This window comes from Streptomyces sp. AHA2, assembly GCF_036857595.1.
Lineage (GTDB): Bacteria > Actinomycetota > Actinomycetes > Streptomycetales > Streptomycetaceae > Streptomyces.
Genome location: NZ_JAUQWJ010000006.1, coordinates 282,044 through 296,501, shown reverse-complemented (window position 1 = coordinate 296,501; position 14,458 = coordinate 282,044). Strand labels below are relative to the sequence as shown.

The window sequence follows — 14,458 nt, the reverse complement described above, 5'->3', positions numbered from 1 at the left end:
TGCGGGGTCCGGGGACCCGATCGCCTTGCGGCCAGGCCCGTTTGTGCGATGACCCCCCTCGGGTGGCAGCATGGGCGGTGTGACGTCACCCGCGCCCCTGGAGATCGAACGCACCGAGTCGGCGGAGGAGGTCTTCGCCGTACCCGAGCCGGACCTCCCGTGGGTCACGATCGTCCACAACGACCCGGTCAACCTCATGAGCTACGTGACGTACGTGTTCCAGACGTACTTCGGCTACTCCAAGGACAAGGCCACCAAGCTCATGCTCGACGTCCACCACAAGGGCCGGGCGGTCGTCTCCAGCGGCACCCGCGAGGAGATGGAACGCGACGTGCAGGCCATGCACGGCTACGGCCTGTGGGCCACCCTCCAGCAGGACCGCAAGTAGGCGGCACCCCGCCCAGCAGCGAAAAGGCGTTCATGCCCGGAACCTTCGAACCGCTCCCCGGCGGCGGCGCGGCCGTCGCCCTCGACGACGTCGAGATCTCCATCATCCGGTCCCTGGCCGTCCAGCTCCTGGAGCTGATCGGCCCCGGCCCGGCCGAGGACGCCTCCGGCGACCCGCTGGCCGGGCTGTTCGCCGAGGGCCCGAGCGAGCCGCCCTCCGACCCGGTGCTCAGGCGCCTGTTCCCGGACGCCTACGGCGACCCCGAGCAGCCCGCCTCGCCGCGCGACGCCGAGGAGCAGCGCGCCCACTCCGCCGAGTTCCGCCGCTACACCGAGAACGACCTGCGCGCCGGCAAGCGGGACAACGCCCTCGCCGTGGTGCGCTCGCTGGACGCGCTGTCCTCCGCCTCGGCCGGCGAGGGCGGGACGGTGCTGAAGCTGTCCCGGCAGGAGTCGCAGCAGTGGCTGGGCGCCCTGAACGACCTGCGGCTGGCGATCGGCTCCCGCCTGGAGATCACCGACGAGGAGGACAGCGACCTCCTCTTCCGCCTCCCCGACGAGGACCCGCGCAAGCCCATGGTGATGGCCTATCTGTGGCTGGGCGGACTGCAGGAAACGCTGGTCGGGACGCTGATGCCCTGATTCGTGCGGATTCGGTGACGGCCGGGTGACGCCCCGGTGTTCGCTCAGAGGACACTCAAATCCGGATAACGATCCCGTCACCGCAGCCGCCCTCTATGGCCCTATCGGGTGCTCTTTGTCCGGTTCTCCCTGTGCAGTGCGCCACATCGCCCCCCTGTGATCAGTGTTGCGGGCGTGATAAATCTTCACGACCGCCCGGCGAGCACCACCCGAATGTTCGGCCGGGTGCGCCACCGAGCCGGCGACCGCCGGCCAGGCACGAGCGGGCTCGCGGGCTCGCTCAACTCCATCATTCCGGGGGGATCGAGACCCGATCCGAGGCCGACGAGAGGCCCGGGTCGGCATGGAGAAAGGCGCACCACACATGACCTCTGCGCAGGTCGACACGGAAAACGTGCCCGAAGAGGGGTACGAGCGGGGACTCGGCAGTCGCCAGGTCCAGATGATCGCGATCGGCGGCGCCATCGGCGTCGGCCTGTTCATGGGTGCCGGAGCGAACATCGCCAAGGCGGGACCCAGCATCATCCTCATGTACGCCCTCGCGGGCGTCGTGATCTTCTTCATCATGCGGGCCCTGGGCGAACTGCTCCTCTACCGGCCCGTCTCCGGCTCCTTCGCCGAGTACGCGCGCGAGTTCCTCGGCCCGTTCTTCGGGTTCGTCACGGGCTGGACGTACTGGCTCATGTGGGTGGTCACCGGCATGGCCGAGCTCACGGCCGCCGCCATCTACATCCACTTCTGGTTCCCGGAGATCCCGCAGTGGGTCAGCGCCCTGGTGTTCCTGGTGGTGCTCTTCGGCGTCAACCTGATCTCGGTGAAGATCTTCGGCGAGGTCGAGTTCTGGTTCTCGATGATCAAGGTCACGGCCATCATCGGCATGATCGTCATCGGCCTCGGCGTGCTCACCCTCGGCTTCTCCGACGCCGGTGACACCGCCGCCGTCTCCAACCTCTGGTCGCACGACGGTTTCTTCCCCAACGGCATCGGCTCCAGCCTGATGACCCTCCAGGGCGTCATGTTCGCCTACCTCGCCGTCGAACTCGTCGGCGTCACCGCGGGCGAGTCCGAGAACCCCGAGAAGACCCTGCCCAAGGCCATCAACACCCTGCCCTGGCGCATCATCGTCTTCTACGTCGGCGCCCTGCTGGTCATCCTGTCCGTCGTGAAGTGGACCGAGTTCTCCGCGGGCGAGAGCCCCTTCGTGCACGCCTTCGGCAAGATCGGCATCCCGCTCGCCGCGGGCATCGTCAACTTCGTCGTGCTCACCGCCGCCCTGTCGTCCTGCAACTCCGGCATGTACTCCACCGGCCGCATGCTGCGCGACCTGGCCGCCAACAGCGAGGCCCCGCAGGCCTTCGGCAAGCTCAACGCCCGCAAGACGCCCGCCGTCGGCATCACCGTCTCCGTGGCCCTCATGGGCATCGGCGTCGTGCTGAACTACGTCGTCCCGGAGAAGGCGTTCCTCTACGTCACCTCCGTCGCCACCGCGGCGGGCATCTGGACCTGGATGATGATCCTGATCAGCCACATCCGCTACCGCGCCGCGGTCGACGCGGGCCGGCTGCGCGCCTCGTCCTTCCCGGCCCCCGGCGGAGCCCTGTTCAGCTGGGTCGCGCTGCTCTTCCTCATCGGCGTGACCTGCATGATCGCCTACGACAAGGACGCCCGGGTCTGCCTGTACGTCGCGGCCGGCTGGGCCGTCGCCCTCGGCATCGGCTGGGCCGTCCTCAAGAGCCGCAACCCGCAGATCACCGAGCGCCGCGACCCGGAGTTCGAGCAGGTCGGCTGACCAACCCGGCAGGACGCCCGCCGCAGGGAGTACTCGTGGCACTCCCTGCGGCCGCCGCTCAGGGTGTCCGGCATGTGGGCCGTTCCGTACCAACCCTCGGTACGGAACGGCCCCTCTGCTTATCCTTGCCCGCATGCTGACCATCACCCAGGCCCTCGTCGACCAGATCGTCGCCCACGCGCGCAAGGACCACCCCGACGAGGCGTGCGGCGTCGTCGCCGGACCGGCCGGCTCCGACCGCCCGGAGCGCTTCATCCCCATGCTGAACGCCGCCATGTCGCCCACGTTCTACGAGTTCGACTCCGGCGATCTGCTCAGGCTCTACCGCGACATGGACGACCGCGACGAGGAGCCGGTGGTGATCTACCACTCCCACACCGCCACCGAGGCCTACCCCTCGCGCACCGACATCTCCTACGCCAACGAGCCCGGCGCCCACTACGTCCTGGTCTCCACCGCCGACACCGACGGGGCCGGCGAGTTCCAGTTCCGCTCCTTCCGCATCGTCGAGGGCGAGGTCACCGAGGAGGAGGTCCGTGTGGTCGAGGCGTACTGAACTCGGCCTCCGCGCACGCATCTCGACAGGTGGATGAACAACGTCCGAAGTGTGGGATCACACTCCGGGGGCCGGTCCGGGAATCGATACGATGAGCCCATGGTTTTCCACGACGTGAGCGAAAAGACGCCGGGCGATCTGCTCGTGGCGCGGCTGCACGTCGACCTGTGCAGGCTCGCCAGCGCCATCTGTTGACGCACCCTGCCGCCGTACGGCCGTGAGCCGCGGCGAACCGCTCCGCCCGCGTACGACCACGCACCCCCCGCGCCGCCGCGCGCCACCACCCGACGACACCTTCCGACAGGAGCCCCAGGCCATGGCCATCGAGGTCCGCATCCCGACCATCCTCCGCACCTACACCGACGGCCAGAAGGCGGTGGAGGGCACCGGGGACACCCTCGCCGAGCTGTTCAACGACCTCGAGACCCGGCATGCGGGCATCCAGGCCCGCATCGTGGACGGCGACCAGCTGCGCCGCTTCGTCAACGTCTACCTCAACGACGAGGACGTCCGCTTCCTCGACGGCATCAACACCAAGCTGTCGGACGGCGACAACGTCACGATCCTGCCGGCCGTGGCCGGCGGTATGGCCTGATCGACCATGCGCTACGACTCCCCCCTGGCCGCGGTCGGCAACACCCCCCTGGTGCGCCTGCCGCGGCTGTCGCCGTCCGCCGACGTCCGCATCTGGGCGAAGCTGGAGGACCGCAACCCGACCGGGTCGGTCAAGGACCGCCCCGCCCTGCACATGATCGAGCAGGCGGAGAAGGACGGCCGCCTGACCCCGGGCTGCACCATCCTCGAACCGACGTCGGGCAACACCGGCATCTCCCTGGCCATGGCGGCGAAGCTCAAGGGCTACCGCATCGTGTGCGTGATGCCGGAGAACACCTCGCAGGAACGCCGGGACCTGCTGGGCATGTGGGGGGCGGAGATCATCTCCTCCCCGGCCGCTGGCGGCTCCAACACCGCCGTGCGCGTCGCCAAGGAGCTGTCGGCCGAGCACCCCGACTGGGTGATGCTCTACCAGTACGGCAACCCGGACAACGCCGGCGCCCACTACGCCACGACCGGCCCGGAGATCCTCACCGACCTGCCGTCCGTCACCCACTTCGTCGCCGGACTGGGCACCACCGGCACCCTCATGGGCGTCGGCCGCTACCTGCGCGAGCACAAGCCGGACGTCCAGATCATCGCCGCCGAACCCCGCTACGACGACCTGGTCTACGGCCTGCGCAACCTCGACGAGGGCTTCGTCCCCGAGCTGTACGACGAGTCCGTCCTCACCAGCCGCTTCTCCGTCGGTTCCGCCGACGCGGTCACCCGCACCCGGGAGCTGCTCCAGCAGGAGGGCATCTTCGCCGGGGTCTCCACCGGCGCCGCGCTGCACGCCGCGATCGGCGTCGGAAGGAAGGCCGTCAAGGCCGGCGGCCCCGCCGACATCGTCTTCGTCGTCGCCGACGGCGGCTGGAAGTACCTCTCGACGGGCGTCTACACCGCGGCCACCACCGAAGAGGCCATCGACACCCTCCAGGGCCAGCTCTGGGCGTAGCCCGGCAGTGACAAGGGCCGGAGCCATCAGCGGCTCCGGCCCTTCGCCCGCTCACTTAGCCAGGTGGCGCACCCGGTCCCACAGCGCCGGGTCCACCACTCCGACCCGGCGGCGGAAACGGCGCACCGGCACCTCGCGCAGCTCGCCCGTCTCCAGGAAACTCGCCCGGCCCCGGGCGTCGCCGACCGAGCCGGGCGGCAGCGGTATCACCCCGGCGCGCTCGTCCCCGGAGCGCGTGGTGATCTTCGCGACCGTGGCCCGCTCGCCGCGCACCGTCAGCACCAGGCAGGGCCGGTCCTTGCTGCGCGGCTCGTCCTCGTAGGGCACCTCGGCCCACCAGATCTCCGCCGGCCGGGGCCGGTACGCCGGCGCCCTGCCCGGTCCCGTCGTGCGGTCCCGCCGCTTCGGCGGACGCCGGCTGCGCCCCCAGCCGTCGACGAGCGTGGCGACGAGCGCGAGCAGGAGGACCGCGGCGAGCGCCAGCCACCAGGACGTGTCCATACTGAGACGTTACCGGCGCCATCCCTGTCGCGCGCCCCCCTCACCAGGATCACTCCGGCCCTGCCAGCCGAACCGGTGACAGCACAGGTGAGTTCGCCCACAACAGGCCTTGGCGGAGGAGCTGCCGGAGGTTTCGCGCCTTACGCTCGACGGACCGCACGACCCCCGACGCCCCTCACCGAATCGTCCCGCCAGCGGAGGTTTCTGCTTCATGAAGCTCACCGTCGTCGGCTGCTCGGGGTCGTTCCCGTCCGCGGAATCGGCCTGCTCGAGCTACCTCGTCGAGGCCGACGGCTTCCGGCTGCTTCTCGACATGGGCAACGGTGCCCTGGGCGAGCTGCAGCGCCACTGCGGTCTCTACGACCTCGACGCGATCTTCCTCAGCCACCTGCACGCCGACCACTGCATCGACATGTGCGCGTACTTCGTCGCGCGCTACTACCGCCACGACGGCGGCCGCTGCGATCCGCTGCCCGTCTTCGGCCCCGAAGGCACGGAGCACCGGCTGACCACCGCCTACGCGGACACCCCCTCCGCCTCCTCGATGAGCGAGGTCTTCGACTTCCACACGGTCAAGCCGTCCACGTTCGAGATCGGCCCCTTCACGGTCCACACCGAGCGGGTGGCCCACCCCGTGGAGGCGTACGGCATCCGCGTCGAGCACGAGGGCCGGGTCCTGACGTACTCCGGCGACACCGGCGTGAGTCCCGCTCTGGACGAACTGGCCCGGGACAGCGACCTGTTCCTGTGCGAGGCGGCGTTCACGCACGGCAAGGAGAACATCCCCGACCTGCATCTCAACGGCCGCGAGGCGGGTGAGACGGCGGCCCGGGCCGCCGCCCGCCGCCTGGTTCTCACCCACGTCCCGCCGTGGACGGACCCCCAGGTCAACCTCGCCGACGCCCGCGAGGTGTACGACGGCCCGGTGAGCCTCGCCGCGCCCGGGCAGACGTACGAGATCTGAGGGCTGGACGCACGGGAAAGGCCCCGGAACCCGAGCGGGTTCCGGGGCCTTTCGCCGTCAGCGGGTCTACTTCGCCTCCGCCTTCTGCAGCTCGGCGAGTTCCTCGTCGGACTCCCGGCCGGGCGTCGGCAGGTTGAACTTGGTGATCGCGAAGCGGAAGACCACGTAGTAGACCGCCGCGAAGCACAGGCCGACCAGGGCCAGCCCCCACGGGTTGGTCGCGATGCCCAGGTTGAGGAAGAAGTCCACCGCGCCGGCCGAGAAGCCGAAGCCGTCCTTCATCCCGAGCGCCCAGGTCAGCGCCATTGAGACACCGGTGAGCACCGCGTGGATCGCGTACAGCACCGGGGCGATGAACATGAAGGTGAACTCGATCGGCTCGGTGACGCCCGTGACGAACGAGGTCAGGGCGAGGGAGAACATCATGCCGCCGACGACCTTGCGGCGCTCGGGCCGCGCGCAGTGCACGATGGCGAGGCAGGCGGCCGGGAGGGCGAACATCATGATCGGGAAGAAGCCGGTCATGAACTGCCCGGCGGTCGGGTCGCCGGCGAGGAAGCGGGCGATGTCGCCGCTCTTGCCCTCGTAGGTGCCGGCCTGGAACCAGGGGAAGGAGTTCAGCAGGTGGTGCATGCCGATCGGGATCAGCGCACGGTTGGCGACACCGAAGATGCCCGCGCCGACGGCGCCGGAACCGACCAGCCACTCACCGAAGTTGTGCAGGCCCGTGCCGAGGACCGGCCAGATGTAACCGAAGACGATGCCGATGATCAGGCCCGCGAAGGCGGACAGGATCGGCACCAGGCGGCGGCCGCCGAAGAAGCCGGCCCAGTCGGGCAGCTTGGTGCGGTAGAAGCGCTGGTAGAGCAGGGCGACGACGAGGCCCATCACCACACCGCCGAGGACCTTGGCGTCGACCGCCTGCTCGACCATGACGATCTTGCCGTCGACGATGGCTTCCTTCTTGGGCAGGCTGCCGTCGGTGAACGTGGCCAGCACGTTCTTGAAGACCAGGTAACCGACCACGGCCGCCAGGGCGGTGGAGCCGTCCGACTTCTTGGCGAAGCCGATCGCGATGCCCACGGCGAACAGCAGCGCCATGTTGTCGAGGATCGCGTTGCCGCCGGCCGCCATGAAACCGGCGATCTTCGTGATGAAGGCCGGGAACGACTCGCGCCCGAGCATGTCGGTGTTGCCGAGCCGGACCAGCAGGGCGGCGGCGGGCAGCACGGCGACCGGCAGCATGAGGCTGCGGCCGATGCGCTGCATGACGGCCATCACGGCCGAGCCCTTGCTCGGGCTCGCGGGCGCGGCTGTGTCTGTGGACATGAACTTCCTCCAGGGGGCACGGCGCCGCCCAGGAAGCATGCGAAGGGGGACGGCGGCGTCTCAAAGAAAGGGGAACGCGGTCTCCACCGCGCGACCTCCACCAGTGAGTGGTGTAGACCAGTTGTAGCACGGTAGGCCGAACGAGTGGAACCCGCCAATTCCGTCCGCCGCGGGGATCACGCCTTGGCGCTGTCCTCCACGTCCTCCTCGGGCTCCCGCCCCGGAGTCTTCAGGTCGAACTTCGTGATCGCGAACCGGAAGATCGCGTAATAGACGAGTGCGAAGCCCAGCCCGATCGGGATGATCAGCCACGGCCGCGTGGCCAGATTCCAGTTGATGACGTAGTCGATCAGCCCCGCCGAGAAGCTGAACCCGTCGTGCACGCCCAGCCCCCACGTCACCGCCATCGACACACCCGTCAGCAGCGCGTGCACCGCGTACAGCGCCGGCGCGATGAACAGGAACGAGTACTCGATCGGCTCCGTGATGCCCGTGACGAACGACGTCAGCGCCACCGACAGCATCAGACCCCCGACCTCCTTGCGCCGGGAAGGCCGCGCGCAGTGCGTGATCGCCAGAGCCGCCGCCGGCAGCGCGAACATCATGATCGGGAAGAAGCCCGAGGTGAACTGGCCCGCGTCCGGGTCGCCCGCCAGGAACATGTTGATGTCACCGTGCACCACCGTCCCGTCCGGCCTCGTGAACGAACCGAACTGGAACCAGATGGGCACGTTCAGGAACTGGTGCAGACCCACCACCAGCAACGCCCGGTTCGCCACCCCGAACACGCCCGCGCCCCAGGCCCCCAGACCGCTCATCCAGTCGCTGAAGCTCTCCAGCGCGTCACCGATCGGCGGCCACACCCACAGGCACAGCGCCGCGAACGCGATCGCGACGAACGCCATGATGATCGGCACCAGCCGCCGCCCGTTGAAGAACCCCAGCCAGTCCACCAGCCGCGTCCGGTGGAAACGCGCCCAGAAGAACGCCGTCAGCAAGCCCATGACGATCCCGCCGAACACCCCCGGATTCTGGAACGCGAACGCCGTCACCTCCCGGTCCCCGTCGGTCACCTGGCACCCGACGTTCGGCACCGCGACCGACCCTTCCGGACAGTCCTCCGGGAACTGCCGCAGCACCATGAAGTACACGAGGAACCCGGCCACCGCCGCCAGCGCCGTCGAACCGTCCGACTTCTTCGCCATCCCGATCGCGACACCCACACAGAACAGCAGCGGCAGCCCCAGTGTGCTGTCCAGCAGCGCCCCGCCCGCCCCCACCATCACCTTCGAGGCGTTCGTCCAGCCCAGCCCGTCGTCCCCGAACACGTCCGGCTGCCCCAGCCGGTTGAGGATGCCCGCCGCCGGCAGCACCGCGATCGGCAGCTGCAGACTCCGGCCCATCTTCTGCAACCCCTGGAACAACCGGTTCCAGCGAGCACGCCCGGGGCTGACGGCCGCCTGCGGCGCGGCCGGGCTGTCGGCACTCATTCCGCTCCCCTTCGCCGAGAGACTTTTGTCGTCAGACACACTCGTGGTGTAGACCAGTCGAACGGACGGTCGCGCAGACGTGACGCCATCCTTCGGCACGTACGACACGACCGCTCGCGAAGATGGGCCAACTGTGGGTTACTGCGACAAAGCGGTTCGGATCAGGGAGAACGAAGATGGCCAGCAAGGCTGAGAAGATCGTTGCCGGGCTCGGCGGCATCGACAACATCGAGGAAGTCGAAGGCTGCATCACGCGCCTGCGCACCGAGGTCGTGGACCCCGCCAAGGTCGACGAGACCGCCCTGAAGGCCGCCGGCGCCCACGGCGTCGTCAAGATGGGCAGCGCCATCCAGGTCGTCATCGGCACCGACGCCGACCCCATCGCGGCGGAGATCGAAGACATGATGTGACGCACGGGCACCGCCCCCCTGCGGCGGCCCGACGTCCGCGACGAAGAGGCCCCTCCCACCGCGGGAGGGGCCTCTTCCGCTCCTGCCGATAGGCTCGGCCGCATGTCTCGAATCGACGGCCGCACCCCCCAGCAGCTCCGCCCCATCACCATCGAGCGCGGCTGGAGCAAGCACGCCGAAGGCTCCGTCCTCGTCTCCTTCGGCGACACCAAGGTCTTCTGCACCGCCTCCGTCACCGAAGGCGTCCCGCGCTGGCGCAAGGGCAGCGGCGAAGGCTGGGTCACCGCCGAATACTCCATGCTGCCCCGCGCCACCAACACCCGCGGCGACCGCGAATCCGTCCGGGGCAAGATCGGCGGCCGCACCCACGAGATCAGCCGCCTCATCGGCCGCTCCCTGCGCGCCGTCATCGACTACAAGGCCCTCGGCGAGAACACCATCGTCCTCGACTGCGACGTCCTCCAGGCCGACGGCGGCACCCGCACCGCCGCCATCACCGGCGCCTACGTCGCCCTCGCCGACGCGATCGCCTGGGCCCAGCGCAAGAAGCTCGTCAAGGCCGGCCGCCAGCCCCTCACCGGCACCGTCTCCGCCGTCTCCGTCGGCATCGTCGGCGGCGTCCCCCTCCTCGACCTCTGCTACGAGGAGGACGTCAAGGCCGACACCGACATGAACGTCGTCTGCACCGGCGACGGCCGCTTCGTCGAGGTCCAGGGAACCGCCGAAGCCGAACCCTTCGCCCGCGAGGAACTCAACGCCCTCCTCGACCTCGCCGTCGCCGGCTGCACCGAACTCGCCGCGCACCAGCGCACCGCGCTCGACACGCTCCTCGAAAAGTAAAGGACGCGCCAAGAACGGTGCTCGGCCCGGGCAACCGCGCCGAGCACACTCGCGTCTGAAGGAATACGGGCGCACGGCTCATCCCTGTGTGCCCGGCCAGCCACCGGGCCCCGAGCGGCCCGTCGAACGAGAGGGACCGTTCCATGGCCGCGAGCCGCCGACGCCGCACCGCAGCCGTCGCCGCCACCCTGGCGGCCGTCGCGCTGACCGCCGGACTCACCACCGGCTGCGCCGCCGTCGACAAGGCACTGGACTGCGTCCAGACCGCCGACGCGATCGCCGACAGCGTCACGGAACTCCAGCAGGCCGTCGACAGCGCCGCCAACGACCCGACGCAGCTCGACGAGTCCCTCGACTCCATCGACAAGAACCTCGGCGAGATCGGCGACAGGACCGACAACGCCGACGTCGGCAAGGCCGTGGACGACCTGGACAAGGCCCTCGACAACGTCCGCACCTCGATCGAGAACGGCGACGAGACACCCGACATCAGCCCCGTGACGGACGCGGCCGGCGAACTCACCAAGGTCTGCACGCCGTAACGCTGCGCGGGCCGGACCGGGCTGCCCGTGCGCCGGGTGTCCGCCGGTGGCGCGTGCGGGTGCCTGGGGCGCCGATCGCGCGGTAGCCCCCGCCCCCGCCGGGGCACGATCCCGCCCCGGCGATACTGGGGCCATGAGTCGCCTGATCCTCGCCACCCGCAACGCCGGAAAGATCACCGAACTTCGCGCGATCCTCGCCGAAGCAGGACTGCCCCACGAACTCGTCGGCGCCGACGCCTACCCCGACGTCCCCGACGTCAAGGAAACCGGCGTCACCTTCGCCGAGAACGCCCTGCTCAAGGCCCACGCCCTGGCCCGGGCCACCGGCCTGCCGGCCGTCGCCGACGACTCGGGCCTGTGCGTCGACGTCCTCAACGGCGCCCCCGGCATCTTCTCCGCCCGCTGGTCCGGCCGTCACGGCGACGACAAGGCCAACCTCGACCTGCTCCTCGCGCAGCTGTCGGACATCGCCGACGAGCACCGCCGGGCGCACTTCGCCTGCGCGGCCGCCCTGGCCCTGCCCGACGGCACGGAGCGGGTGGTCGAGGGCCAGCTGCGCGGCGTGCTCCGCCACGAACCGGCGGGCTCGGGCGGCTTCGGCTACGACCCGATCCTCCAGCCGGACGGCGAGACCCGCACCTGCGCGGAACTGACCCCCCAGGAGAAGAACGCGATCAGCCACCGGGGGAAGGCGTTCCGGGCACTGGCACCGGTGGTGCGGGAGCTGGTGGGCTGACGACGAGGCCCGCCCGGTCTGCACCGGGCGGGCCATCGATCCGAAGCTGTGCGGCCGGAGGGACTCGAACCCTCAAGGGATTTCTCCCACAGCATCCTAAGTGCTGCGCGTAGGCCAATTCCGCCACGGCCGCATCCAGGTCATGGTACCGGTCACCCGGAGCGGGACTGGGGGGAATACCTGCCGCCACCCCTGCACCAGGTGCTCGCCACCGCACGGCAGTTGGGGCAGAGCAGGCGCAGGTTGTCGATGCGGTTGTCCTGCCAGCGGCCGTCGACGTGGTCCACCCCCAGGGGAAGCGGACGACCCGCCAGACCGGTCCGGTGCCGCACAGCGCGCAGCGCTCCTCCACTCCGCAGGCCGCCATCGCCCTTCCCGGGCGGTCACCCGGCACACGCAGGGCGCGCTCGGGCGGCTGCTCGACGAGCGAGGCTTCGGGCGTGCGCGGACGCCACGGCTTTCCAGTCCACCCCCAGCTTTCCCAGCGCCTCCGGCAGCGTCCGTGCTCCCCGGGCCGCCTCCTCCAGCCGCTCCCGGGGGTACGCGGTCGTCCCCGTCTTACGACCCTCCCCGCTGGACCACCCGTTCGTGGCTCGTACGGAGCGGCGAACCGACTGTCGGACGGTCACGCGGGAAACGCGGAGCGGCTCGGACCGGGGTGTCGCCGGTGCGAGCCGCTCTCGGGAGGGGCGGGGGTGTCAGAGGCCCAGGTCCTTGATGATCTTGGCGACGTGGCCCGTCGCCTTGACGTTGTACAGGGCCCGCTCGACCTTGCCCTCCTCGTCCACGATCACCGTGGAGCGGATGACGCCGACGACCGTCTTGCCGTACAGCTTCTTCTCGCCGAACGCGCCGTAGGACTCCAGGACCTTCTTGTCCGGGTCGGCGAGGAGCGTGATCTTCAGGGACTCCTTGTCGCGGAACTTCGCCAGCTTCTCCGGCTTGTCGGGGGAGATGCCGATGACGTCGTAGCCCGCGCCGGCCAGCAGCTCCAGGTTGTCCGTGAAGTCGCACGCCTGCTTCGTGCAGCCGGGCGTGAGGGCGGCCGGGTAGAAGTAGACGATGACCTTGCGGCCCTCGAGGTCCGACAGGGACACCTCGGTGCCGTCGGCGTCGGGAAGGGTGAAGGCAGGGGCCACGTCCCCCGGCTGGAGTCGCTCGCTCATCGGACCAGGGTAACCGGGGGTCCTGACGATGCGCCGGGCCGTGGAGCTGACAGACTGTCCGGCACAGGCTTCATACCGACTTCGGAGGCGACACGGTGGCGGACACGGCGGACACCAGGACCCCGGCGCAGATCGAGGCGGACATCAGGCGCCGCCGCGCGACCCTGGCAGAGACCCTCGACGAGATCGGGGTGCGGGTGCACCCGAAGACGATCGTCGGGGATGCCAAGGCCAAGGTCGCGTCGAACATCGACCACACCCTGGGGCGGGCCTACGTGGGGGTCAACAAGGCCGTCACCGACGTGCGGTCCCGCTTCGTGGACGAGGACGGGGCGCCCCGCCTGGAGCGGGTCGTGCCCGTCGCGCTCGTCGTGGTCGGTGTGGTGGGGCTGCTCGCGCTGGGTACACGGCGTCGCAAGGGCTGACCCGACTGCCGACGCGGGCCGGGAGGACAGGTAGGTTTCAGGGCGTGAGCGCCAACAGAAACGAGCACAGCACCCATCCGGACAAGCTGCCCATCCGGATGCTGCACGACCGCGTACTCGTGCGGCAGGAGACCGGCGAGGGCGAGCGGCGTTCCGGTGGCGGCATCCTGATCCCCGCCACGGCGGCGGTCGGCCGGCGGCTGGCCTGGGCCGAGGTCGTCGCGGTGGGGCAGAACGTACGGACGGTGGAGCCGGGTGACCGGGTCCTGTTCGACCCGGAGGACCGGGCCGAGGTGGAGGTGCGGGGCATCGCGTACGTGCTGATGCGCGAGCGCGACCTGCACGCCGTGGCCGCGGACCGGTTCGAGGGGTCGGAGGACTCGACGGGCCTGTACCTGTAGGCCTGCCGGCAGGAGCGTGAAGGGGCCGGTGACCAGGGTCACCGGCCCCTTCGGCACGCGGTTTGCTAGCGTGGGAGGACCCCCGACGAGACGCGCCGTACCGGGATCAAGGCAAAGACGACGCACCGACACCGTCAGCCCGTTCCCCGGAAGGTGCCCGTCATGGCCTGGGTTCTGCTCGTCGTCGCCGGTCTGCTCGAGGTGGCGTGGTCCGTCGGCATGAAGTACACCGACGGCTTCACCCGTCCGGTTCCGAGTGTGCTCACCGGCGCCGGGATCGTCGTCAGCATGCTGCTGCTGTCGCAGGCTGCCAAGACCCTGCCCATCGGTACCGCCTACGGCGTGTGGGTGGGGATCGGCGCGGCCGGGGCGGCGGTGTTCGGCATGGCGGTGCTCGGGGAGCCGGCGACCGCCGCCCGGATCTTCTTCGTGTGTCTGCTGCTGGTCGCCGTGGTGGGGCTGAAGGCGACCTCCGGTCACTGACCTGTCCGTAGGGGCGGCGGCCTGAAGGCCTGTCGTTCGGCTCACGCCGCGGACGCGTCACCGAGCGGCACGGTCACTCTCCTGTTACCCGATCCGGACGGCAGGCTCCGAGGGCCTGTCTGACGATTCCCTCCTGCCTCGCGACGCCATGCACGTGCTCTCGCCACACCTACACCCACCACCGCTGCCACACCGCACTCGGCGGCCAGCCACCCATCAGCCGCGTGAACAACCCGCGGGTCAAT

The 14,458-nt window shown here is 69.9% G+C and carries 20 protein-coding genes, 1 tRNA gene and 1 riboswitch; of the genes, 15 read left to right on the top strand and 6 right to left on the bottom strand.

What is annotated here, in order from left to right; genetic code table 11:
- Nucleotides 1-70 precede the first annotated feature (70 nt).
- The 7 genes from clpS to Q5694_RS15760 all read left to right on the top strand — a co-directional run bounded on the left by clpS (nucleotide 71) and on the right by Q5694_RS15760 (nucleotide 4,926).
- On the top strand, nucleotides 71-388 hold the full coding sequence (clpS, locus tag Q5694_RS15790) for an ATP-dependent Clp protease adapter ClpS (protein WP_333933588.1): 318 nt from the start codon (nucleotides 71-73) through the stop codon (nucleotides 386-388).
- Between the two features lie 32 nt (nucleotides 389-420).
- Nucleotides 421-1,029: a DUF2017 domain-containing protein gene (locus Q5694_RS15785; protein ID WP_333933587.1), complete on the top strand. Its 609-nt coding sequence runs from the start codon at nucleotides 421-423 to the stop codon at nucleotides 1,027-1,029.
- A 364-nt stretch (nucleotides 1,030-1,393) separates the two neighbouring features.
- Nucleotides 1,394-2,818, top strand: coding sequence for an amino acid permease (locus Q5694_RS15780; protein WP_333933586.1), 1,425 nt, complete (start codon nucleotides 1,394-1,396; stop codon nucleotides 2,816-2,818).
- A 133-nt stretch (nucleotides 2,819-2,951) separates the two neighbouring features.
- Nucleotides 2,952-3,374 carry a M67 family metallopeptidase gene (locus Q5694_RS15775; protein WP_333933585.1) on the top strand — a complete coding sequence of 141 codons (423 nt, stop codon included), beginning with the start codon at nucleotides 2,952-2,954 and terminating at the stop codon, nucleotides 3,372-3,374.
- A 99-nt stretch (nucleotides 3,375-3,473) separates the two neighbouring features.
- Entirely contained in the window at nucleotides 3,474-3,569 is a 96-nt protein-coding gene (locus Q5694_RS15770; protein WP_311688247.1) for a putative leader peptide, read from the top strand.
- Nucleotides 3,570-3,690: 121 nt separating this feature from the next.
- The gene (locus Q5694_RS15765) at nucleotides 3,691-3,969 is read left to right on the top strand and encodes a MoaD/ThiS family protein (protein ID WP_333933582.1); all 279 of its coding nucleotides are present in this window, start codon (nucleotides 3,691-3,693) and stop codon (nucleotides 3,967-3,969) included.
- A 6-nt stretch (nucleotides 3,970-3,975) separates the two neighbouring features.
- Nucleotides 3,976-4,926, top strand: coding sequence for a PLP-dependent cysteine synthase family protein (locus tag Q5694_RS15760; RefSeq protein WP_333933581.1), 951 nt, complete (start codon nucleotides 3,976-3,978; stop codon nucleotides 4,924-4,926).
- A 51-nt stretch (nucleotides 4,927-4,977) separates the two neighbouring features.
- Here the strand turns inward: Q5694_RS15760 and Q5694_RS15755 are convergent, their stop codons facing one another.
- Complete coding sequence (locus tag Q5694_RS15755) at nucleotides 4,978-5,427, bottom strand: type II toxin-antitoxin system PemK/MazF family toxin (protein ID WP_333933580.1); 450 nt, start codon at nucleotides 5,425-5,427, stop codon at nucleotides 4,978-4,980.
- A gap of 211 nt (nucleotides 5,428-5,638) precedes the next feature.
- Here Q5694_RS15755 and Q5694_RS15750 point away from each other — a divergent pair, with 211 nt between their 5' ends.
- Nucleotides 5,639-6,391: an MBL fold metallo-hydrolase gene (locus Q5694_RS15750; protein ID WP_333933579.1), complete on the top strand. Its 753-nt coding sequence runs from the start codon at nucleotides 5,639-5,641 to the stop codon at nucleotides 6,389-6,391.
- A 66-nt stretch (nucleotides 6,392-6,457) separates the two neighbouring features.
- On the opposite strand, the gene Q5694_RS15745 is transcribed toward Q5694_RS15750, so the two are convergent.
- Together Q5694_RS15745 and Q5694_RS15740 are read right to left on the bottom strand one after the other, a co-directional pair.
- Nucleotides 6,458-7,720 carry a PTS transporter subunit EIIC gene (locus tag Q5694_RS15745; RefSeq protein WP_333933578.1) on the bottom strand — a complete coding sequence of 421 codons (1,263 nt, stop codon included), beginning with the start codon at nucleotides 7,718-7,720 and terminating at the stop codon, nucleotides 6,458-6,460.
- Nucleotides 7,721-7,896: 176 nt separating this feature from the next.
- Nucleotides 7,897-9,210, bottom strand: coding sequence for a PTS transporter subunit EIIC (locus tag Q5694_RS15740; protein ID WP_333933695.1), 1,314 nt, complete (start codon nucleotides 9,208-9,210; stop codon nucleotides 7,897-7,899).
- A gap of 176 nt (nucleotides 9,211-9,386) precedes the next feature.
- On the opposite strand from Q5694_RS15740, the gene Q5694_RS15735 reads away from it, so the two are divergent.
- The 4 genes from Q5694_RS15735 to rdgB all read left to right on the top strand — a co-directional run bounded on the left by Q5694_RS15735 (nucleotide 9,387) and on the right by rdgB (nucleotide 11,738).
- Nucleotides 9,387-9,620, top strand: a complete 234-nt coding sequence (locus Q5694_RS15735) for a PTS glucose/sucrose transporter subunit IIB (protein ID WP_279552360.1) — start codon at nucleotides 9,387-9,389, stop codon at nucleotides 9,618-9,620.
- Nucleotides 9,621-9,722: 102 nt separating this feature from the next.
- A complete protein-coding gene (gene rph / locus Q5694_RS15730) occupies nucleotides 9,723-10,460 on the top strand; it encodes a ribonuclease PH (protein WP_333933577.1) in 738 nt (245 codons plus the stop codon).
- A gap of 143 nt (nucleotides 10,461-10,603) precedes the next feature.
- Nucleotides 10,604-11,002, top strand: coding sequence for a hypothetical protein (locus Q5694_RS15725; protein WP_333933576.1), 399 nt, complete (start codon nucleotides 10,604-10,606; stop codon nucleotides 11,000-11,002).
- A 133-nt stretch (nucleotides 11,003-11,135) separates the two neighbouring features.
- Nucleotides 11,136-11,738, top strand: coding sequence for an RdgB/HAM1 family non-canonical purine NTP pyrophosphatase (rdgB, locus tag Q5694_RS15720; protein WP_333933574.1), 603 nt, complete (start codon nucleotides 11,136-11,138; stop codon nucleotides 11,736-11,738).
- 49 nt (nucleotides 11,739-11,787) lie between these two features.
- Here rdgB and Q5694_RS15715 read toward each other — a convergent pair.
- The 3 genes from Q5694_RS15715 to bcp form a co-directional block, all read right to left on the bottom strand.
- Nucleotides 11,788-11,871 (bottom strand) — tRNA-Leu (locus Q5694_RS15715).
- Nucleotides 11,872-11,890: 19 nt separating this feature from the next.
- On the bottom strand, nucleotides 11,891-12,070 hold the full coding sequence (locus tag Q5694_RS15710) for a hypothetical protein (protein WP_443040881.1): 180 nt from the start codon (nucleotides 12,068-12,070) through the stop codon (nucleotides 11,891-11,893).
- A 366-nt stretch (nucleotides 12,071-12,436) separates the two neighbouring features.
- A complete protein-coding gene (bcp, locus tag Q5694_RS15705) occupies nucleotides 12,437-12,904 on the bottom strand; it encodes a thioredoxin-dependent thiol peroxidase (RefSeq protein ID WP_333933573.1) in 468 nt (155 codons plus the stop codon).
- 95 nt (nucleotides 12,905-12,999) lie between these two features.
- Between bcp and Q5694_RS15700 the strand changes: the two genes are divergently transcribed.
- From Q5694_RS15700 to Q5694_RS15690, 3 genes are all read left to right on the top strand, one after another.
- The gene (locus Q5694_RS15700; protein ID WP_333933572.1) at nucleotides 13,000-13,329 is read left to right on the top strand and encodes a DUF3618 domain-containing protein; all 330 of its coding nucleotides are present in this window, start codon (nucleotides 13,000-13,002) and stop codon (nucleotides 13,327-13,329) included.
- Nucleotides 13,330-13,373: 44 nt separating this feature from the next.
- The gene (locus Q5694_RS15695; RefSeq protein ID WP_333933571.1) at nucleotides 13,374-13,730 is read left to right on the top strand and encodes a GroES family chaperonin; all 357 of its coding nucleotides are present in this window, start codon (nucleotides 13,374-13,376) and stop codon (nucleotides 13,728-13,730) included.
- Between the two features lie 57 nt (nucleotides 13,731-13,787).
- Nucleotides 13,788-13,857: riboswitch (guanidine-III (ykkC-III) riboswitch) on the top strand.
- 35 nt (nucleotides 13,858-13,892) lie between these two features.
- Nucleotides 13,893-14,213 carry a DMT family transporter gene (locus Q5694_RS15690; protein ID WP_333933570.1) on the top strand — a complete coding sequence of 107 codons (321 nt, stop codon included), beginning with the start codon at nucleotides 13,893-13,895 and terminating at the stop codon, nucleotides 14,211-14,213.
- The last annotated feature ends 245 nt before the right edge of the window (nucleotides 14,214-14,458 follow it).